Annotated in this window: 24 protein-coding genes; 17 read left to right on the top strand and 7 right to left on the bottom strand. The window is 35.6% G+C overall.

The window, feature by feature from the left end:
* The first annotated feature begins 12 nt into the window (after positions 1 to 12).
* The 7 genes from coxB to DBX25_RS05750 all read left to right on the top strand — a co-directional run bounded on the left by coxB (position 13) and on the right by DBX25_RS05750 (position 6,619).
* Positions 13 to 1,095 (top strand): cytochrome c oxidase subunit II, encoded by a 1,083-nt coding sequence (gene coxB, locus DBX25_RS05780; protein ID WP_108669826.1) that lies wholly within the window; start codon positions 13 to 15, stop codon positions 1,093 to 1,095.
* A gap of 31 nt (positions 1,096 to 1,126) precedes the next feature.
* Positions 1,127 to 2,989: a cytochrome c oxidase subunit I gene (gene ctaD / locus DBX25_RS05775; RefSeq protein WP_108669825.1), complete on the top strand. Its 1,863-nt coding sequence runs from the start codon at positions 1,127 to 1,129 to the stop codon at positions 2,987 to 2,989.
* Between the two features lie 2 nt (positions 2,990 to 2,991).
* Positions 2,992 to 3,621, top strand: coding sequence for a cytochrome (ubi)quinol oxidase subunit III (locus DBX25_RS05770; RefSeq protein WP_108669824.1), 630 nt, complete (start codon positions 2,992 to 2,994; stop codon positions 3,619 to 3,621).
* A gap of 4 nt (positions 3,622 to 3,625) precedes the next feature.
* Complete coding sequence (ctaF, locus tag DBX25_RS05765) at positions 3,626 to 3,961, top strand: cytochrome c oxidase subunit IVB (protein WP_108669823.1); 336 nt, start codon at positions 3,626 to 3,628, stop codon at positions 3,959 to 3,961.
* A gap of 279 nt (positions 3,962 to 4,240) precedes the next feature.
* Positions 4,241 to 5,134: a cytochrome c oxidase assembly factor CtaG gene (ctaG, locus tag DBX25_RS05760; RefSeq protein ID WP_108669822.1), complete on the top strand. Its 894-nt coding sequence runs from the start codon at positions 4,241 to 4,243 to the stop codon at positions 5,132 to 5,134.
* A gap of 165 nt (positions 5,135 to 5,299) precedes the next feature.
* Positions 5,300 to 5,761, top strand: a complete 462-nt coding sequence (locus DBX25_RS05755; protein WP_108669821.1) for a DUF420 domain-containing protein — start codon at positions 5,300 to 5,302, stop codon at positions 5,759 to 5,761.
* A 342-nt stretch (positions 5,762 to 6,103) separates the two neighbouring features.
* Positions 6,104 to 6,619: a hypothetical protein gene (locus tag DBX25_RS05750; protein WP_108669820.1), complete on the top strand. Its 516-nt coding sequence runs from the start codon at positions 6,104 to 6,106 to the stop codon at positions 6,617 to 6,619.
* Positions 6,620 to 6,746: 127 nt separating this feature from the next.
* Here the strand turns inward: DBX25_RS05750 and ytvI are convergent, their stop codons facing one another.
* Entirely contained in the window at positions 6,747 to 7,805 is a 1,059-nt protein-coding gene (gene ytvI, locus DBX25_RS05745) for a sporulation integral membrane protein YtvI (protein ID WP_108669819.1), read from the bottom strand.
* A 299-nt stretch (positions 7,806 to 8,104) separates the two neighbouring features.
* Positions 8,105 to 8,467 carry a YugN family protein gene (locus tag DBX25_RS05740; RefSeq protein WP_108669818.1) on the bottom strand — a complete coding sequence of 121 codons (363 nt, stop codon included), beginning with the start codon at positions 8,465 to 8,467 and terminating at the stop codon, positions 8,105 to 8,107.
* 393 nt (positions 8,468 to 8,860) lie between these two features.
* Between DBX25_RS05740 and DBX25_RS05735 the strand changes: the two genes are divergently transcribed.
* Positions 8,861 to 9,871, top strand: a complete 1,011-nt coding sequence (locus tag DBX25_RS05735; protein WP_240620170.1) for a CAP domain-containing protein — start codon at positions 8,861 to 8,863, stop codon at positions 9,869 to 9,871.
* Positions 9,872 to 10,058: 187 nt separating this feature from the next.
* On the opposite strand, the gene DBX25_RS05730 is transcribed toward DBX25_RS05735, so the two are convergent.
* Positions 10,059 to 10,409: a hypothetical protein gene (locus DBX25_RS05730; RefSeq protein ID WP_108669816.1), complete on the bottom strand. Its 351-nt coding sequence runs from the start codon at positions 10,407 to 10,409 to the stop codon at positions 10,059 to 10,061.
* Between the two features lie 24 nt (positions 10,410 to 10,433).
* Positions 10,434 to 10,940 carry a PaaI family thioesterase gene (locus DBX25_RS05725; protein WP_108669815.1) on the bottom strand — a complete coding sequence of 169 codons (507 nt, stop codon included), beginning with the start codon at positions 10,938 to 10,940 and terminating at the stop codon, positions 10,434 to 10,436.
* A gap of 161 nt (positions 10,941 to 11,101) precedes the next feature.
* Between DBX25_RS05725 and DBX25_RS05720 the strand changes: the two genes are divergently transcribed.
* The 4 genes from DBX25_RS05720 to DBX25_RS05705 all read left to right on the top strand — a co-directional run bounded on the left by DBX25_RS05720 (position 11,102) and on the right by DBX25_RS05705 (position 12,769).
* Positions 11,102 to 11,521, top strand: coding sequence for a YlbD family protein (locus tag DBX25_RS05720; protein ID WP_108669814.1), 420 nt, complete (start codon positions 11,102 to 11,104; stop codon positions 11,519 to 11,521).
* 12 nt (positions 11,522 to 11,533) lie between these two features.
* Entirely contained in the window at positions 11,534 to 11,773 is a 240-nt protein-coding gene (locus DBX25_RS05715; protein ID WP_108669813.1) for a YlbE-like family protein, read from the top strand.
* Positions 11,774 to 11,835: 62 nt separating this feature from the next.
* On the top strand, positions 11,836 to 12,246 hold the full coding sequence (locus DBX25_RS05710) for a hypothetical protein (protein WP_108669812.1): 411 nt from the start codon (positions 11,836 to 11,838) through the stop codon (positions 12,244 to 12,246).
* 85 nt (positions 12,247 to 12,331) lie between these two features.
* Entirely contained in the window at positions 12,332 to 12,769 is a 438-nt protein-coding gene (locus DBX25_RS05705; RefSeq protein WP_108669811.1) for a YlbF/YmcA family competence regulator, read from the top strand.
* 130 nt (positions 12,770 to 12,899) lie between these two features.
* Here DBX25_RS05705 and DBX25_RS05700 read toward each other — a convergent pair whose 3' ends face one another.
* Positions 12,900 to 13,229, bottom strand: coding sequence for a hypothetical protein (locus DBX25_RS05700; protein WP_108669810.1), 330 nt, complete (start codon positions 13,227 to 13,229; stop codon positions 12,900 to 12,902).
* A gap of 202 nt (positions 13,230 to 13,431) precedes the next feature.
* On the opposite strand from DBX25_RS05700, the gene DBX25_RS05695 reads away from it, so the two are divergent.
* Positions 13,432 to 13,707 (top strand): YlbG family protein, encoded by a 276-nt coding sequence (locus DBX25_RS05695; protein ID WP_108669809.1) that lies wholly within the window; start codon positions 13,432 to 13,434, stop codon positions 13,705 to 13,707.
* Positions 13,708 to 13,751: 44 nt separating this feature from the next.
* Here the strand turns inward: DBX25_RS05695 and DBX25_RS05690 are convergent, their stop codons facing one another.
* Complete coding sequence (locus DBX25_RS05690) at positions 13,752 to 14,141, bottom strand: DUF7147 family protein (RefSeq protein ID WP_108669808.1); 390 nt, start codon at positions 14,139 to 14,141, stop codon at positions 13,752 to 13,754.
* Between the two features lie 231 nt (positions 14,142 to 14,372).
* Between DBX25_RS05690 and DBX25_RS05685 the strand changes: the two genes are divergently transcribed.
* The 3 genes from DBX25_RS05685 to coaD all read left to right on the top strand — a co-directional run bounded on the left by DBX25_RS05685 (position 14,373) and on the right by coaD (position 17,249).
* On the top strand, positions 14,373 to 15,788 hold the full coding sequence (locus DBX25_RS05685) for a stalk domain-containing protein (RefSeq protein WP_108669807.1): 1,416 nt from the start codon (positions 14,373 to 14,375) through the stop codon (positions 15,786 to 15,788).
* A gap of 373 nt (positions 15,789 to 16,161) precedes the next feature.
* The gene (gene rsmD, locus DBX25_RS05680; RefSeq protein ID WP_276309580.1) at positions 16,162 to 16,770 is read left to right on the top strand and encodes a 16S rRNA (guanine(966)-N(2))-methyltransferase RsmD; all 609 of its coding nucleotides are present in this window, start codon (positions 16,162 to 16,164) and stop codon (positions 16,768 to 16,770) included.
* Complete coding sequence (gene coaD / locus DBX25_RS05675) at positions 16,767 to 17,249, top strand: pantetheine-phosphate adenylyltransferase (RefSeq protein WP_108669805.1); 483 nt, start codon at positions 16,767 to 16,769, stop codon at positions 17,247 to 17,249. Before rsmD ends, coaD begins: the two co-directional genes overlap by 4 nt.
* Positions 17,250 to 17,357: 108 nt before the next feature.
* Here the strand turns inward: coaD and ylbJ are convergent, their stop codons facing one another.
* Positions 17,358 to 18,575, bottom strand: a complete 1,218-nt coding sequence (ylbJ, locus tag DBX25_RS05670; RefSeq protein ID WP_108669804.1) for a sporulation integral membrane protein YlbJ — start codon at positions 18,573 to 18,575, stop codon at positions 17,358 to 17,360.
* Positions 18,576 to 18,896: 321 nt separating this feature from the next.
* On the opposite strand from ylbJ, the gene DBX25_RS21185 reads away from it, so the two are divergent.
* The coding region (locus DBX25_RS21185) for a patatin-like phospholipase family protein (protein WP_240620168.1) at positions 18,897 to 19,350 on the top strand (454 nt) is incomplete at its 3' end.

Raw genomic sequence — 19,350 nt, 5'->3', positions numbered from 1 at the left:
GTTTCAATCGTTATGAAAAAACGGCTGCAAAATTGGCGTCTAGTTTCATTATTTGCCATCTTGACGCTAGTACTGGCAGGCTGCGGGGAGCCATTTGTTTCTACCTTAACGCCAGCTGGTGAAGTAGCAAAAAATCAGTATGATTTAATGATTCTAAGCACACTAATCATGGTGTTTGTTATCATTGCTGTTGCTGTCATCTTTATTTATGTTTTGTTACGCTTCCGCCGCAAAGGAAATGATAAAACAATTCCTAAGCAAGTTGAAGGAAGCCATAAGCTTGAAATCATTTGGACAGTCATTCCGATTCTTTTGTTAATCATTCTTGCTGTTCCTGTAGTAGCGTACACATTTAAGTTTGCTGATGTGGCTGCAATGGATAAGAAAGATAAAGATGGCAAAACAAAGGATGCATTAGTTGTAAATGTAAGAGCTAATCTTTATTGGTGGGAGTTTGAATATCCAGACTTAGGTATCATCACAAGCCAAGATTTGGTACTTCCAACTGATCAAAAGGTTTATTTCAATTTAACTGCTTCTGATGTAAAGCACTCCTTCTGGGTACCTGCAGTAGCTGGTAAGATGGATACGAACACAGACACAGTAAACAAATTCTGGTTCGAGATTGATAGTGAGAAGGCTGAAGATGTCAGCAACATCTTCTACGGAAAATGTGCGGAGCTTTGTGGACCTTCCCATGCTCTAATGGACTTTAAAGTAAAAGCTATGTCCCAGGATGATTTCAAACAGTGGACAAAGGATATGAAAGCGGTTAAAGAACCAGTGGTTGACAATGCACTTGCTCAAGAAGGTCAAGAAATCTTCAATAAAAGCTGTATCGGATGCCATGCTGTAACACCTAATGATGCACGTCCAGAACTTGCTCGTCAGGCTCCAAACTTAGCAACATTTGGAGAGCGTGAGCGTATTGCTGGTGTGTTAGATCATTCAGAGCAAGATTTAAAGAACTGGTTAAAAGATCCAGAAAAATATAAGCCAGGTAATACAATGACTGGTACTTATGGAAAGTTAGATGAGCAACAACTTGATGCTCTTACTGCATACTTAATGGGATTAAAAGTAGAAGAAAAATAGGGGAAACCTTGAAACAAAGGGAGGTTACAGCGTGAGTACGTACGCTCAGAAAAAAGGTTTTGGCGCAACGATCTGGGACTACTTAACAACAGTAGACCATAAGAAAATTGCCATACTATACCTAATCGCTGGTGGCTTTTTCTTCATTGTTGGTGGATTAGAAGCAATGTTCATCCGAATTCAGCTTGCTGTTCCGAACAATGATTTTGTAAGTGCCGGTCTATATAATGAAATTTTAACGATGCATGGTACAACCATGATATTCCTTGCGGCGATGCCGTTAGTGTTTGCGATGATGAATGCAGTAATGCCACTTCAGATTGGGGCACGTGACGTTGCATTCCCATTCTTAAACTCACTTGGTTTTTGGTTATTCTTCTTTGGTGGTGTTTTCTTAAACCTTTCATGGTTTTTAGGAGGAGCACCAGACGCAGGATGGACATCTTATGCATCTCTATCCTTAGAGTCTAAAGGACACGGTATTGATTTTTATGCACTTGGACTACAGATTTCCGGTGCGGGTACGTTAATCGGGGGTATTAACTTCTTAGTTACAATCATTACGATGCGTACACCTGGTATGACATATATGCGTATGCCACTTTTCACTTGGTCAACGTTTGTTGTATCTGCTTTAATTTTATTTGCTTTCCCTCCATTAACTGTAGGGTTATTCTTAATGATTTTTGACCGTATGTTTGGAGCTAACTTCTTTGACGTAGCTGCAGGTGGTAATACGATTATCTGGGAGCATTTATTCTGGATTTTCGGTCACCCTGAGGTATACATTCTTGTATTACCAGCATTCGGTATTTTCTCTGAAATTTTCGCTACATTCTCAAGAAAACGTCTATTCGGATACTCTTCAATGGTATTCGCAACAGTCTTAATCGGTTTCTTAGGATTCATGGTTTGGGCTCACCATATGTTCACAACTGGTTTAGGTCCAATTGCTAATGCGATTTTCGCTGTTGCTACTATGGCAATCGCAGTACCAACTGGTATTAAAATCTTTAACTGGATGTTCACTATGTGGGGCGGAAGCATCACTTTCACAACACCAATGCTTTATGCAGTAGCGTTCATTCCATCTTTCACTGCAGGTGGAGTAACGGGGATCATGTTAGCAGCAGCAGCTGCAGACTACCAATTCCATGATACTTACTTCGTAGTAGCTCACTTCCACTACGTAATCGTTGGTGGAGTAGTATTTGGTCTTTTAGCTGGTACAACTTTCTACTGGCCAAAAATGTTCGGTACTATGTTAAATGAAACACTAGGAAAAATTACTTTCTGGTTATTCTTAATCGGTTTCCACTTAACATTCTTTATTCAACATTTCTTAGGTTTGATGGGTATGCCACGTCGTGTATTCACATTCCTTCCAGGACAAGGCTTTGAAACAGGAAACTTAGTAAGTACAGTTGGTGCCTTCTTCATGGCAATTTCGACGATTGTATTATTAATTAATATCATCATCACTTCTGTGAAAAACGAAAAAGTTGGCAATGATCCTTGGGGAGATGGTCGTACACTTGAGTGGGCGATTTCTTCACCACCACCATTCTATAACTTCAAGCAGTTACCACTTGTTCGAGGCTTAGATGCTTATTGGATTGAAAAAATGGATGGAAAAACTGAAATGACTCCTGCAGAGCCATTAGGTGATATCCATATGCCAAATAATTCTTTCATTCCTTTCGTAACTTCTTTCGGTTTATTCGTTGCAGCATTTGGTGCAATGTACCGTGCAGAAGAATCATGGGGAGTACCAGTAATCATCATTGGATTGGGAATCACTTTAGGATCTATGTTTGTTCGTTCTATCAAAGACGATCATGGTTTCCATATCCATAAAGAAGATCTTATCAATGAAGATAAGGGAGGGAAATAATCATGCACGTTGAAGAAAAATACACTGAAGCAACGTGGCCTTCTTCTCCTGAAAAAGCTACATTGGAAGGGAAAAATAAGTTCTTAGGCTTTTGGTTTTTCCTTGGTGGAGAAACAGTATTGTTTGCTTCGTTATTTGCTACTTACCTTGCATTAAAAGATCGCGTTCCAAGTTCGGAACATGCTCTTGCAAAAGACTTATTCGATCTTCCTTTGGTTTTCGTAGCAACTATGCTTCTATTAACTAGTTCGTTAACAAGCGTTTATGCTATGTATCATATGAAGAACTATGACTTCAAAAGAATGCAAGCTTGGTTACTGGTAACAGTATTATTAGGTTTAGCATTCTTGGGACTAGAAATTTATGAGTTTAATCACTATGTGCATGAGTTCGGTCACACATTTACAAGTAGTGCATTCGGTTCTGCCTTTTACACACTTGTAGGATTCCATGGAGGACACGTGGCATTCGGTTTACTTTGGATTACTACTTTGATGGTACGTAATGCCAAAAGAGGTTTGAACTTATACAATGCACCTAAATTCTACATTGCGAGCCTTTACTGGCACTTTATCGATGTAGTTTGGGTATTCATTTTCACTGTTGTATACTTAATGGGAATGGTGGGATAAACTGATGGCAAATAATCATGTAAATTCAACTAATCCAAAAATTGACCTTGAATACCGTCGTAAGAAAAATGCTGAGGACATGAGATATCAAGTAATTACATTCGCCTTAATGATTTTCTTAACTCTTATTGCATTCGTTGCAGTAGGATATGATGGATTTTCACATTGGTTCATCGTACCGTTTATTGTACTTTTAGCAGTAATTCAAGTAATTTTTCAGCTTTATTATTTCATGCACATGAGTCACAAAGGACATGAGGCACCAACTCTATTCCTATACTCAGGTCTTGGAATTGGATTAATTACAGTGCTTGCATTTGTTACAATCGTTTGGTGGTAATAAGATGAATGAAAAAGTCGACACTTTATGTGTCGACTTTTTTTGCATATTCATATGAATCAAAGCTATTTGGTAAGGTACTTATTAACGAAGTTCATGTATCACTAACCCTCTGAAATTACCGTCAATAATATGAGAAATATCCTTCATACAAATGAGTCTAAATTGTGACTATTATAAACATCCGTTAATTTAGGGTGGTTATTAGGTTGGATTGTCATTTAATATTCTTGTATAATGAGAAGGGTAAATCAATACAACAAAAAGAGGTGATTAGATTTGTCACTTGAAATATTTGGCTTCCGCGCATTGTGGAGTCCTTTCTTTTTTATTTCCTTAGTAATCGTATCTGTTTTATTCTTTTTAGCTGCTACGAAATATCGTGAAAAGCTTTCTAGAGATAGTGAGGCTCTTTCAAATAAGCAGGCGATGTTATTTATCACATCTATCGTCACTTTGTATATTATTAAGGGATCTCCAATAGATTTATTAGGGCATATCATGTTCAGTGCACACATGACTCAAATGGCCATTCTATACTTAGTAATTCCACCTATATTAATCCTTGCAATCCCTAAATGGATGTGGAGAAGTATAGTATCTCTAAAAATTGTTGGGCCAGTGTTTAATCTTATGACAAAGCCGTTGATTGCACTAATAGTATTTAATGCAGTTTTCTCCATTTATCATATTCCGCTAGTATTTGACTATGTCAAAACGGATATGTGGCTTCATGCGATTTATACGGTTCTTTTATTCGTCACCTCGATTTTCATGTGGTGGCCTCTAATGAATAATTTAGAAGAGTATCAAGAACTCTATGGTGTAAAAAGAATTGGGTACGTTTTTGCTAATGGGATCTTACTTACACCTGCATGTGCATTAATTATCTTTGCTGATACACCTATGTATAACACATTTTCAAACCCTGCTGCTTGGGCACAGGCATTGGAATTATGTGTTCCAGCATCCACTCTACAAGGAATTACTCTAAGCGGTCCTGAAATGTTTAATTGGTTGACCCTTCATGAGGATCAAAGAACCGGTGGAGTAATCATGAAAATTATCCAAGAGGTCGTTTTTGGATTTGTTTTGGCTTACATCTTTTTTGGATGGTATAAATCTGAGGGTGAAAAAGTGGATCCACTGCCTGAGGTACAACCAGCAGAATAAAAGCATTCTATTTTAGGATGCTTTTTCTTTTTTCATGGTACTATATGAGAAAGAATAACAAGGTTTCTATGTCAAATCATTGAACATTTAGGACTTTTATTGAATTCTTTCTATTACTTTAATAAAATGTATTTGAATACATAATGAGAGGACGATTAAGAACTAATGTCTTTACCTATATTACCTACGATAAGCACATCCTTTATTGTGCTAAGTGCCATTACAGTAGCAATTGGTTGGTGGCAGATCAAGCAAAAAAGGATTGAGAAACACCAGAAGACGATGATGCTTGCTGCAATTTTTGCTATCATTTTCTTTATCATTTATGCATCACGTACGATTTTCATTGGGAATACTGCTTTTGGTGGACCAGAAAACATAAAAATTTATTACACAATCTTCTTGATTTTCCACATTACATTGGCAACAATAGGTGCTGTTCTTGGTATAACTATGCTCGTATCAGGGTATAAAAATAACCTAAAGCTACATCGTAAAATTGGCCCGACTACTAGCATTATTTGGTTTTTTACAGCTATTACCGGTGTTGCAGTGTATTGTTTACTTTATGTTTTTTATAAAGGTGGAGAAACAACATCTGTGATTAAAGCCATTTTAGGCTTTTAATATTAGAGTTGTTTTACTTTATCTTATTATATGGAATGAAACAAAGATTCTGCCGAATACAATGTGTATAGGCAGAATTTTTTTTATTCCATGCTTTTAGAATCTTATAGACAAAATAAGCAGTAGGAAATAAGCCTCTTCCAGATAGTCTGTGTGTAACCCATTTCGATTAATATGGAAAAGTGATGTAGTTAGCCAATTGGTGTATAAATACAAAACTGTTGAAACCACCGCTCATACGGAAAATATATTAGTTATGTATACTCACACTTCCTTTCATTAGTGGTTTGGGCGTAATAACTCTTGATAGTTTACTGAAAAGATAAGGGGGGAGGAGACAGATTGAAAGACTATAAAACTGAAAATATTATCATCTTGTCTTGCTCCATTGATATGGCAAAGTCTTTGTTAATGCATCGGAAGGAATTAATAGCTAGGTCTCCTATTGATTTACCGACAGGTTGGCCTTCATATAGGTTTAGAAGTTTATTGCCTGTTTATCTTGAAAATAAGGTGACAGAAATTGATACTTTACACTTATGGATTGCTGCGGACTTACCGAAGAAGAGAATGGTAGGAGATATTATATTATTTATTAATGATGAAGATTCTAAACAGGGTGTTCTTGAAATAAGACTGGTAGATGAACAAGATGAGCAGATATATTTTAGGGAATGTTTTTTACTATTTATTCAATTCGTGGTTAAACACTTCTTAGATTCGTTAGAAACTATTAAAATGGAGACATACACATCCAATTTAGATCGTATTCATTTACTTAGACAAGTCGGATTCAAGCTAAAAAAGAGAGAGGATCCGTATTTAGTGTGGGTGTTGGAATTAGATGAATTAGAATAATGAAAGGGTGTCTCAATTTAGGTCTAATTAAACCAAAATATATTCCGATAATAGGAAAATATCTTGTTCGATTGGAGACTTAATAAGTGAGGCACCCTAATGAAGTTGAAGCCATATGCGTATAAGGTTATATCTTAAATTTAAATTTGATGATACCAGCTTCTCTGGCAGAATTAAAGGCAATTAATAGAAGAGGTCCTATGATGAAGCCTAGAATTCCAAACAACTTTAAACCTAAATACATGGCAATTAAAGTGGTAAGTGGGGAAAGACCAATATGGCTTCCCATTACTTTCGGTTCGACAGTCCTTCTTATGATGAGGAGAAATCCTGCAAGAATAGCTAATTGTGTTCCAAGACTCGTGTCACCTGTAATTAGATGAAATAATGCCCAAGGTCCTAATATAACAATCGAGCCTATTAATGGGATAAAATCAATAATCCAGATTATTAATGACATTACTAGAGCCAGCTCAGGTATGATGAACCACAGACCAATAAGTGAAACAATAAATATGATGACACTGACTAAAAATTGTGCTTTTAGGAAACCAAAAACTACGTATGATAGACGTGAAGCCATGAAATGGACCTTATCAGCGGTACGTTCAGATAGATGTTCGTATGCTTTTACACGTAATCTTGGAAGATCGAGCATAAATAAAAATAACGCTATTAAATACACTAAGAAACTGACCATATAATTGGGAATTTCTTTAATAATACTGGTAGCATTTTGAATATTAATGGAACTAGTTAAATCATTTTTTATTCGGTTCAATGTTTTTTGGATTTGACCACTTAATTCAGTAACGATGTATTCTGGCATATCTTCTGACGCGTTTACCAAATTCTTTTCGTATTTCAGCCAAGCATTATTCACTTCATTTACATAAGTTGGGGTCTCTTGAGCAATTTCCACTACTTCTGTCACAACTTTAGTTACGATAAAATAGCTAGAAATTCCGATAAATGCAATAAATCCAATAAAAACAATAATTATAGAAAGTTTATGATTTATAGATGTCGTTTTTTGGATTGCTTTTGTAATCGGTTCAAGTAGAATTGCTGTAAAAAAAGCCACAAATAACGGTACTGAAACAGGTAAAATATAATAGCAGACGACTATAAGAAGCAGTATGGCGCAAATAATCATTACTTTTTTTCTAGTGAAGAAACTCGCCAAATTACTTCTCCTTTCTAACTTTTGAATTCTATATAAATTATAAGTTTATATGAATATTTTCACAATAAGATTCTCGTATGAATTAAGCTATGCTAAGGTTTATGTTTGAGTCTGTCCTTTGTTAAAAGGTGTAGGACAGGTTTCCTGATAAAGAATCATAGGTACAGGCACTACACCAATTGTAAAGTATCCAAAACTGGCAGAAGTATGTTAGCATCTAAAGCGATTTTCAACAGGCCATTATAACAAAAATCAATATTAAAGCGCATGTGTGTGCACATGCGCTTTAATATTGATAATTATAGATCTGTGAATTTTGAGATGTCTGCTTTCACATCAGCAAGTACTTTTTCGCATTGTTTAACTAGAGTAGGTGGGAAGCTTTCTCCTTCTCCGTACTCCACGCCATGTGGATAATAATGCTTACCTAATAGTGGTGTCATTAGTTGGATAATCCCTTTATGAGCTCCAACATCACCCTCTACTGCGTAACCTTGTACGCGAAGGTAAAATACACCTTCTTTTAATACGATTTTTTTGTCGTAATTAACGCGCTCGTAGTCCCATTGTTCTGCACGAACTAAGCCGTGTTCATCCATAATTTCGTCAAGTCGATTTAAATCGGCTTTAATTGTTTCTAGACCTGTGTTTTCAAATCTCATAATATGCATCCTCCTATAAATCATACTCGTACGGAAAATGTACATCTAAGGAAGTTAACTATGTATGTAACCAATTTCCTGTGATGCGTAAGCATTTACTAATTTTCCTCTTGTATAATAATAGTATGAATTCTTTCAACATGCAATGTGTATACACTTTGTTTTGTACTATTCACAAAAAGTACATCTTCTATGTTGACAGCCTATTTTGAACTCTATCAAAATAAACCATTAGAGTGTTATAATATTTAATGAAATAAAATAATAATATATATTAATATCGCTTTTTATTGATATAGAACTTATTTACTTTTTAGGAAAGGGGCTCTTACACTGCGGTCTTTAAGTAAAATATTATTTCTTGCATCTATCATTTTCTTGATAGGGATATATTTGAATATTGGAACTAAAGAGAACGAAAACGAAATTTTAATTGAAAATAATGAAGTCAATGAAAAATTTTCGGTGGGCACACTAGATACCAATAAAGACAATAATGAAGGAACGGTAGAAAAACCAGATGCCGGAATTGCTACATTAATTGGAAGACCCACTAGTGAATTAGTTAAGCAATTTGGTAAACCTGCAAGAATTGATCATTCAGCATACGGATACAATTGGTGGGTCTATAATCAGAACGATTTAACCTATATGCAAGCTGCGGTGAAAAATGGAAAAGTTGTTTCGGTTTATGGTTTAGGTGAACAATTGAATGTAGAACCATTTAGAATTGGACAATCTGTGGAAGAAATCTATAAAACGATTTTTGTGGAATCTTCTGTTGAATTAAGTACAGATGACAGCTCGTATAGATTTGAATTATCCGAAGATGATATGCATATGAGACCACTTGTGAAAATGGGAGATATATATGCACAAATCTATTTAGACAAGTTTACAAGTCAAATTTCTAGTATTCGGTTTATTGATGATGAAACGTTGATAAAGCATCGCCCGTATGAATTGATATATCGTGGTAAATTGAGGGAAGATGTTGTCTTATCTGATACTGAATGGGCAGCAATTGAAACAGGGGATAGAAAACAAATTTTCGATATTACGAATATTATTCGGAAAAGACATGGCCTAAATCCACTTCTGTGGGATGACCAAACTGCCCAAGTGGCATATGGGCACAGCCAGGAAATGTTTTCTGAAAATTACTTCTCCCATACCTCGCCTAATAACGGCGAATTAGGAGATCGCCTAGCTAAGGGTGAGGTCCAGTATTTAATGGCAGGGGAAAACATAGCTGCACATTACGTTGATGGACTTGCTGCTGTTTCAGGTTGGTTGAATAGTAAAGGTCACCGTGAAACATTATTAAATGAAGAATTTACACATCTAGGTGTAGGTGTTTACCAGAAATACTTCACACAGAATTTTATTAAGAAAATGGAGTAGAGGCTGTTTCTAAATGTTCCGCTTAATGGACTTTTAGATCGGCCTCTTTTTTTACACTGTGATTAGCTATTGTGAGCATTGATGGCGGTTAATCAAGGAATGGATACTTATAGACTCCTACGAAAAAACGATCGGATACCGTTATGGACCCTATTTCCTACAATATCAAGTTCATGATAATAACGGGTTATGCAACAAACCGATTGGCAAGGAGGATGCTTTGATTCCAGGTTCCATAAAACGTAACATATTGTTCGTTTTTAAGGGGAGGTAGTTCCCAGTCATTTGTCATAGGTGTAGTAAATTGAACAACATGTAGTTTCTCATTAGATCGAATCTGTAATTTTGTAATCATTACAAAATGGTTGCGGTAGTATCTTTCTTTATGATGAGAAATATTCTCTATTACCCCCACCAGTACAGATTCTTCCTTAACCTGTCCACTTTCCAACCACCTAGTTTTGTTTTGTTTCATTTCTCTTTTTGTCAAAAAATAAAAATAGATACAAATAATAGGAATGACAATTGCTGTAACCATCTTCTCCCTCCATAATAAATGACATTATTTCCTTGAAACAATAAAGAAATTCCCGGTTGCCACAGCACAAAGGGTACCGTCATCTCTCATCACTTTTCCTTCAAGAACGATGGTTTGTCTTCCTTTATGAAGGAGGGTACTTTCACAAATCAGTTCCTTTCCACTAGCAACTTTTAAATACCTAACCTGTAAATCTGTTGTTACCGCCGCTAAATGTTCATCCAGAATTAAGTTTGCATGTGTACCGATGGCCGTATCTATAAGGGTCGCTGTTACCCCACCATGTACAATTCCTAAGTTATTGAAGGTAAGAGGATTGATTGGCATTTTCATGATGAATTTTTCACCTTGCCATTCCCGGCTGAACTGGAACATCGAGTTAATATATGTAGTTTGAGATTTCCTACTTGTGGCAATTCCTTCTAAAAAAGCCTTAATAGCGATTAATTCCTCTTCATTTCCATTTTCAATGATTTGTAATAAAGTTTCTTTTAATTGATTATTCATGTTGATGTATTTGCCTTCTTTCACTTATTGATATCCTTATTGAAGGATTGTTCACTTCTATTATAGTGATACTTGTAAAAAAACGTCAAAAAAGATTTCCTTCCCGAAAAGAATTGGCCAGGCACAAATTATTCAACAATGAATAATGTGTTATAGGCTTTAGTCATAAAATTGAGGTGAAGGAAATGACTAAGAAAAAAAGTGAAGCTGTTGAAGAGTTTAAACATTTTGTAAAAAAACATCCTTCATTAATTAGTGAAGTTCGAAAGGGAAAAACGACGTGGCAGGAATTATTTGAAGAATGGTACTTATTAGGGGAAGAAAGTGCGAAGTGGAAATCCTTTGAGTCTGAAGTGGCTGTAACTACTGAACAAAAAAAGGGCAATGATGATACTGCAGAGAATAAATCCGATTTTCTTTCAAATATATTAGGAACATTTAAAAATATGGATATTAATCAAATACAACAGCATGTTTCAAGCCTCAGTCAAGCTCTCGGTGCAATTTCAGGTGTGATTTCCCAGTTTCAATCTAATGAGACCTCTACAGCGAAACAATCAGAGCAGAGTAAACCTCCACACCCATTTTCATTTAGGAAGGATTAAAGGGGGATTAAGATGAGACAGGATATTTACGATATTATTAATGCAAATGAAGATATGAAAAACTATATCCGTACTCAACCTTTATGGTACAGAAAACTAATGAGGAACCCACACGAATTGGAGAAAATGGAAACCGAATCTAAATATTTTTACAAAAAGTCAATTCCTCATCGTGTATCCCAGCTTTCAAATGGTGTTCAAATGGCGAATATTATGTTGAATATGATTCAAACAATGAATGTTGGTAAGTAAAGTAAACACGATAGATAATATCCGCTCTTTTTGCAAACGATAAGGCAAAAGGAGGTTTTCGTGTGAAAAAATGTATTTCATTTTTATTGGTAGTGGTTGTCTTGACTGGATGTAAAGAAAAAGTCCCTGAACCAGAAACAAAGTTAGTAGGTATGAATCGACTTAAGTACGAAACAAATTCAGTTGAGGCAACTAGCTCTATTTTTTCTGATCAAAATGGATGGGATATCAAATATTTTGTTAGAGGTAACGATGTATTTGTTGATTGCTATGTGAAGGATGCATCCTTTCAAAATTCAGGACGAGCTGGAGCAAAAATTGAAGTATGGTTAGATGGAAAAAAATATCGTGAAATGACTACTGCAGCCTTTATCATTAAGGGACTAAGAAAAGGGAACCATACCATATCTTTAGTATTTATTGACGGAGAAAAGAAATTTGCTCGTAAGAACCTAGCTGTCCGTATTAAATAAATGGTTTACACTACTGGGATTGCAAATCTAGTATTCGCATCTTATCGTTTATCATGGTAAAATGGCATTGGAGGTGAGCTTATACATGCTTGCTACTATGGAAAGAGTTGAAATTCTACAATTTTCTGAAGATCTTGCTGCTATGATCATTGAATCTGAAATAGGTGAGGATTACTTCATATCATTATATAAGCTTCAAAGTGACAGAGAAGCTCAAAGGAAAATTCAAGATTTTACTAAATTAAAGGATGCTTATGAAGAAGTGCAGCGCTTTGGCAAATACCATCCTGATTATAAAAGAGTAAGTGAAGAAACAAGGAAGTTAAAGAGGGAAATGGATCTTCATCCTACAGTGGCTGCTTTTAAGAAGGCGGAGACATCTCTTCAGCTAGTACTGGACGAAATCAGTATGATCCTTGGAAAATCTGTATCTGAGCATATAAAAGTACCTACAGGAAGTCCTTTCTTTCAGTCAAGTTGCAGCGGTGGCTGTGGCTCAGGTGGAAGTTGCGGCTGTTCATAATAAACAAAAAGAGAATGCTACCTAAACCGGTGTTCTCTTTTTTTGCAAAGGAAAAGTAAAAAAAGTGAAGTGGCAGAAACAAGGAGTAAACAACTATTTTTGCTTTCTAAGTCCTTGGATTAATATTTTATTAAGATTCATCCTTAAAACGGATACAATCGGGACATAAATTACCACAACAGAACATTTTTTTCTGTGGCACATAAAACCGATGCCTAAATACAAATAAAAGCTCTTGCTGCCTAAAATAAATAGTTTCACAATGCAATTGTTTTCCTTTCATGACAAGAGCTGAGCATATTTTCATATGTTTTAGAATGGTGTCCAGTGTAACGGATGAGTCTGACACTGTAATGTATAAGAAAGGGATACCGGTCACTTTCTTGTAATGCACTTTTTGAATATCAGGTTGCTTTTGTAACAACTTTAAATACTTCTCCCAAACGAAATCAAGATCCATGGTCTCTCACTCCTCTTTTTGCATTGTAGTAAGGATAGTGGTTGAAGGTGTATAAATACAAATCATTATTTATTGATAGAAAGAGAAAATTTATGCTACACTTAAAGCAATTATTGAAACGATAAGGGCTTCATCAACCAACGGTAGGATGGTCCAAAAGCAAGGTTTGCGGGTCAAAATCTTTTATATAGGAGTTTTATTCATGATTGGAGCCAGACAAGGTATAATTGCCTATCTACATACATTAAAACAAGTTAAGATGCTAAGAAGATTCGGTAATATACATTATGTTTCGAAAAAATTGAAATATGTAGTCATCTATACAAATATGGAGGATGTTGAAACAACCGTTGAGAAATTAAAGTCATTCTCATTTGTAAAACGTGTAGATGTGTCATATAAACCATTTTTAAAAACAGAATACGAAAATTCACGTCCTGATAAAGCGAAAGAGTATGATTATAAGTTAGGTATATAAGAAAACGAGAAGATAAAATAATTCTTCTCGTTTTTTCTTTCTAATTATTTCATCGGTGGGATCAGATGGTTCAATCTTAATATTCCAATCAAATATTGATGAAATAGGTCTGGATCGGCAAAATAACGGGATGATTTAACATCAAGCTGCACAATTGGCATTTCCAGCTCTGAAGATAAATTTCTAAATAATTCATAACGTTTATTAGGAGTCACGTTAGGATTTGGAATTCCTTCCCTACACATATAAATCGGTTGGAAATCTCCAGGGTCTGTAGGCTTTAGAACGATCGCAAGTGAAGTGACAGGTTTCTCATCAAAAGTACTATGCATTGCAAGTAATCTCATTACTCGATGCTGATTATTCTTGCCAATCTCCAATAACTCATATAAATCTGAATATCCTTCTCCAAGTTCTATAAAGCGTTGTATCATTTTCTTTCCCCTCTCAAGCTCTTCAAGCGTTAACTTTAACATTTTTTATCTTGATTGAAAAGAAGGGTATAAAGACATCTATAAAAATCCCACTATTTGGATAACTAAACAGAGATTATCTAAAAAAGACGTAAAATGAGTAAAAGTACTGATTTTGTAAAAAAAAATATAACGAAACAAATGAAAATTTGGTAAGTTAGTAGTAGGAAAATAAGCAAGGGGTAATGAATAATGATCCGCACATTCCTGACTACTATATTATTGATTACAATTACCATTGCTGGAATGCTGTTTTGGCAGTGGAATATCTTCTCTGGTTCAAATGGGATTGATACAAAAGCTGAAAAAAAGTCGGTCGCATATAATCAAATTGAAATAAAGCATAGTGCGAAAGTATTGTCTGTTTACCATAAAATAAGCGGCTTACAAGAAGGTACATATCTAGTTGATAACCCTAAGTTAATTAAATTTACATGTACATATGATGAAAAGACCGAATGTAAATGGGATAACAAGAAGCATCTCACTCTAACAGGTAATCAAAAACAAGTTATTTTTAAATATGAGTTAGCAGTTCCATCAGCTAACCAATCAAAACTTTATCACCGGGAATTTCTTGGTTTAAAGGGCATCCCATTCGAAAATACTCGTGTTGAAATCATCTCGACTGTTAGTGATCCAGGAAATTGGATATCTAGCGCACCTTTAATAGGAAAAACTAAGAAGGATTATATTCAATACAGTGTTTTTGAACAGTCTAGTAACATATTTCCGCTGTATTATACCCCAGCGGAAATTGTCCTTCAAAAAATGGATCGCTTATCCCTCTATCATGAGAAAGGCGTTCAGCCTCACCTGAAAAAAATATATGATTCTCTGTCTAAGCTGCCTAATTTTAAAGACCTAACTATAATTGTTACGAAAACTCATCCCGAACTTATCTCTCAAAATCTAGTGATAAGTTCGGATGTATCACAGCCAGAAATTTTATTTCGAAAACTATTCACGTTGGAACTCCAGACACAGTTAAACTTTGATAACAATGATGAAAAATGGATTTCGGTCGTTATCGGGAACTTGAAATATAACCAGAACTTTGGTGGGGAAAAATCCAAAAAGATGTCCGAGGTAATTCAATCAGGATTAGAAGAAAATGAAATTAAGCAATTCATGAATTATATTGAAAATAGTAACTTCCTATCCGCGAAAATTTTAGATCAATTCCTTACTAAAGCAAAAGGAAGAGAAACTCATTTTTTTGAAAGTAATAGAATTGAAAAGGCAGGGTTTAGACCATTACTTTTTCATGATAAGCGAAAGTTACAGGTGAATGGGAATCCCATTAAAGAAAGAATGATTTCGTTAGACAATCAGAACTTGTATCCTCTTCAACAGATTTTGAATAATTTGGGATATGAATTTCACATGATTGATCAGAATCAAATATTGGTTAGTAAGGAAGGAGTATTAATTCGCTTCTACCTGAATAAGAACGTATTCATTATTAATGGAGATGATTATGGGGTGAAAACCAACCCATTAAAGAAACTGAATGGGGAGATTTATATTTCGGAAGATTGGCTGCAGGATATTTTTAACGTAAATATCTTTAACCGAGAAACAGTCATTGAAATAACCAATCTATAAATAATACATTAATGAAATGAGTAGTATAAACGCACAGTGAATTTGGAAATCGTTGATTGGAGAATAAAATCAAGAGTGATTAAAAAAAGCCCTGCAAGAATAAACTTGCAGGGTCCTTCTATTTCCTAAAGGATAGAAGGGAAAGGGAGAGGAGAAACCGGAGGAAGAACTTATGGGGAAACGTAAGTCTTCTCCGCGGTTGGCAACAACATCCTCGATTGGAGATGTTGTTAGTAAACAGTATGACCATTTTATTTTTAGTTATACGTGAATATCTTCTTTAAAACGGAAGAAAAATGCTTATATAGTAAGAAATGGTGTTTCATGTTGGCTCCTTGAATTGGAATATGGTAGGATAGTATAGATTCAAAAAATGTCGAAAAATGTGGTGAGTTACATGAGAGTCGTATCTGGAGAGTTTAAAGGGAGACCTTTAAAGTCTGTTCCTGGGAACACGACAAGGCCGACTACGGATAAGGTGAAAGAATCCATTTTCAATATGATTGGACCATACTTTTCAGGTGGGACAGTTTTAGATTTGTTTGCAGGAAGCGGTGGCCTTGGAATAGAAGCTATTAGTCGCGGGATGAATAAAGCGATATTTGTAGATCGTGAATATAAGGCCATTCAAACTGTGAGGCTTAACCTTGAAGCCTGTAAGGTCAGTGAGGACCATTACGAGGTTTACAAGAATGATTCAGAAAGAGCATTGAAAGCCTTAGTAAAAAGGGAACTAGTTTTTGACTTAATCATGTTAGATCCCCCTTATAAAAAGCAAAAATTAATCGATCTCCTTACTTTCATAGAAAAATATAATCTCTTAACAGAAAGCGGTTACATAGTTTGTGAACATGGTTCAGATATTGAATTGCCCGAAGAAGTTGGGGCATTAAGACAAACAAGAAAAGAAACGTATGGAATGATTGGTATATCCATTTATCAAATCCATAAGGGTATCGAACATAATGAGGTGCAGGAATGAATAAAATAGCGGTTTGTCCAGGTAGTTTTGATCCGATAACCTACGGCCACCTCGATATTATTCAGCGTGGTGCAAAAGTATTTGACGAGGTTTATGTGGTCGTATTGAACAACTCTTCTAAGAAGCCTGTATTTACTGTTGATGAACGGATGGACTTGATACGAGATGTTACGAAACATATTCCAAATGTCAAAGTAGATTCATTCCAAGGCCTGTTAGTGGATTATGCTGCGAGCATAAAAGCCGATGCAATTATTAGGGGATTAAGGGCAGTATCAGATTTCGAATATGAAATGCAAATTACCTCTATGAATAGAAGGTTAAACGATCATATTGAAACATTTTTCATTATGACGAACAATCAGTTTTCATTCTTGAGTTCAAGTATTGTTAAGGAAGTTGCCAAATATGGCGGCGATATTTCAGAGCTCGTTCCTAAGCCGGTGCAAGAAGCATTACATCAAAAGTTTAAAGGATAAAAAAAGCTGATTCAAAAGGTCGTTGAATGACGATCATTTGAGTCAGCTTTTGTGTTTATACGGGATTTTATATTTTAAGATAGTAATCAATAGGCTAATAGCTAAATATTATCTCTTATACAACACATTCTTTTTAGCGTAAATCAAACAGTATAGTGTTAGGCAAAGAATGGTAATAAGAGGTCCGTAATTATTGAAAAATAACAGGATTGACTCCAACCAGCTTACATGGGCATCTCCAATAACAGGGAGAGCATGTGAAGGTCTTTCTTTGAAATGTAGCCCTTCATAAACTGGTTTCCAGATTACTAGTGTAATTAGCCCTGCAATAGTACCATGCATAATTCTAGCTATGAAAAAGGGTAGGAAACGGATATCAGTATCAGCAAGGATACTAGCGACCTGTGCTTGCACACTAAAGCCACTAAAGGCCAAAATAAAGCTTACAACGATTGCTTGAAACATAAGTGTTACGTCTTGTACTTGGCTTGTCATTTGGGAACCTAATGTAATCTCAAAAAGCCCTGAGATATATGGAATGCTAAATACCTCGGGAATATTCAAAATAAAAAAGAGTTTTTCCATCCCATTTGCAATTATTCCTGTAATCTTCATATGATATAAAAGCTTGTTAATGACTGAGAATAAAATGATGAATCCACCAATCATCAACAATGTTTGAATAGAAGAAGTTACTGCATCACCCAATAGTTTGCCAATGGGCCTTTTGTCTTTCAATCTAGTTCGATGTAAAGCGCGAATGGCTGTTTTTATGGAAACTCTTTCAGAATTAGGGATAACCTTCGTTTTTTCTTTCCCATGCCATCTCATGATGAGCCCAACACAAAAATTTCCTGCATAGTGCGCAATGGCAAGGATGATTCCGAGGTTAGGGTTATGGAAAAAACCAATGGAAACTGCACCGAAAATAAATAATGGATTTGAAGAGTTTGTAAAGGAAACCAATCTTTCCGCTTCAATTTTTGTTAGTTGTCGGTCTTGCCGTAGTCTTGCGGTTAATTTTGCGCCTGAAGGATATCCTGATGCCATTCCCATAGCCCACACGAATCCTCCTACACCAGGTACTCTAAACAAAGGCCGCATTAGAGGTTCCAGCAGCACCCCAATAAAAGTCACAACTCCAAACCCAATCAACATCTCCGAGACGATAAAGAAGGGTAATAATGAAGGGAAAACAATTTCCCACCACATGGTTAATCCGCGGATGGAGGCATCGAAGGCTTCCTGCGGATAGGCAATTAAAGATCCTGCAAACAAGGTGGCACACATTGCCAACAGGAGAGTTTTGATGACGGACTTATCCAAGTGTAGGGCCTCCTTAAATAAAATCTAACTTGTGTGTAACTGAAACTATAAAGATATTCGATGTCATTTCTCTTATGGAAAAAGAAATGTTAAAATATTCAGTAATATAGGTGGAGGATTTGTAGTCATTCTCTAACACGTCTGTCAGGGGATGACATTGATTAGTTTTGATTGAATCCTTTTATATGAGCTTTAAAGCAGTCTTGTCCTTGTATAAGAAAATATACTTTCTAACGTATGTTTTTAGAACATCCAAGGACTAGATGTTGACCGATTATAGTAGGATTTCAAAATGGAACCATGTAAAGAGGTGATCAACCTGTGAGAGAGCCGAAAATTGGATTGGCTTTAGGATCTGGAGGGGCAAGAGGCTTTGCTCATTTAGGGGTCTTAAAAGTGCTAAAAGAAAACAATATAAAAGTGGATTATATAGCAGGAAGCAGTATGGGTGCATTAGTTGGAGCTTTTTATGCAGCAGGTACGGATATGGATCAACTTTATAAAATATCCAGTAATTTTAAGAGGAAATATTTTCTCGATTTTACTGTTCCAAAGATGGGTTTTATCTCTGGAAAAAAGGTGAAAGAATTTATTCGTATCTTCACAAAAAACAAAAAGCTAGAAGACTTAGATATCCCATTATGGATTGTTACCACTGACATTAAAACAGGTGAAAAAGTGATTTTTAAAGAAGGACCTATTGCCGAGGCGGTGCGAGCAAGCATTAGTATACCAGGAATATTTGTACCAGAAAAAATCAACAATCGTTTGTTGG

It is taken from the genome of Peribacillus acanthi (genome assembly GCF_003073175.1).
Lineage (GTDB): Bacteria > Bacillota > Bacilli > Bacillales > DSM-1321 > Bacillus_BN > Bacillus_BN acanthi.
This window is presented reverse-complemented; position numbering and strand designations above follow the sequence as displayed.

What these genes read in the sequence shown, in the direction of transcription:
- coxB (WP_108669826.1), top strand. Translation starts at nt 13, where the DNA reads ATGAAAAAACGGCTGCAAAATTGGCGTCTAGTTTCATTATTTGCCATC.
- DBX25_RS05770 (WP_108669824.1), top strand. Translation starts at nt 2,992, where the DNA reads ATGCACGTTGAAGAAAAATACACTGAAGCAACGTGGCCTTCTTCTCCT.
- ctaF (WP_108669823.1), top strand. Translation starts at nt 3,626, where the DNA reads ATGGCAAATAATCATGTAAATTCAACTAATCCAAAAATTGACCTTGAA.
- DBX25_RS05755 (WP_108669821.1), top strand. Translation starts at nt 5,300, where the DNA reads ATGTCTTTACCTATATTACCTACGATAAGCACATCCTTTATTGTGCTA.
- DBX25_RS05740 (WP_108669818.1), bottom strand. Translation starts at nt 8,467, where the DNA reads ATGAGATTTGAAAACACAGGTCTAGAAACAATTAAAGCCGATTTAAAT.
- DBX25_RS05730 (WP_108669816.1), bottom strand. Translation starts at nt 10,409, where the DNA reads ATGGTTACAGCAATTGTCATTCCTATTATTTGTATCTATTTTTATTTT.
- DBX25_RS05720 (WP_108669814.1), top strand. Translation starts at nt 11,102, where the DNA reads ATGACTAAGAAAAAAAGTGAAGCTGTTGAAGAGTTTAAACATTTTGTA.
- DBX25_RS05715 (WP_108669813.1), top strand. Translation starts at nt 11,534, where the DNA reads ATGAGACAGGATATTTACGATATTATTAATGCAAATGAAGATATGAAA.
- DBX25_RS05705 (WP_108669811.1), top strand. Translation starts at nt 12,332, where the DNA reads ATGCTTGCTACTATGGAAAGAGTTGAAATTCTACAATTTTCTGAAGAT.
- DBX25_RS05700 (WP_108669810.1), bottom strand. Translation starts at nt 13,229, where the DNA reads ATGGATCTTGATTTCGTTTGGGAGAAGTATTTAAAGTTGTTACAAAAG.
- DBX25_RS05695 (WP_108669809.1), top strand. Translation starts at nt 13,432, where the DNA reads ATGATTGGAGCCAGACAAGGTATAATTGCCTATCTACATACATTAAAA.
- DBX25_RS05690 (WP_108669808.1), bottom strand. Translation starts at nt 14,141, where the DNA reads ATGATACAACGCTTTATAGAACTTGGAGAAGGATATTCAGATTTATAT.
- DBX25_RS05685 (WP_108669807.1), top strand. Translation starts at nt 14,373, where the DNA reads ATGATCCGCACATTCCTGACTACTATATTATTGATTACAATTACCATT.
- rsmD (WP_276309580.1), top strand. Translation starts at nt 16,162, where the DNA reads ATGTCGAAAAATGTGGTGAGTTACATGAGAGTCGTATCTGGAGAGTTT.
- coaD (WP_108669805.1), top strand. Translation starts at nt 16,767, where the DNA reads ATGAATAAAATAGCGGTTTGTCCAGGTAGTTTTGATCCGATAACCTAC.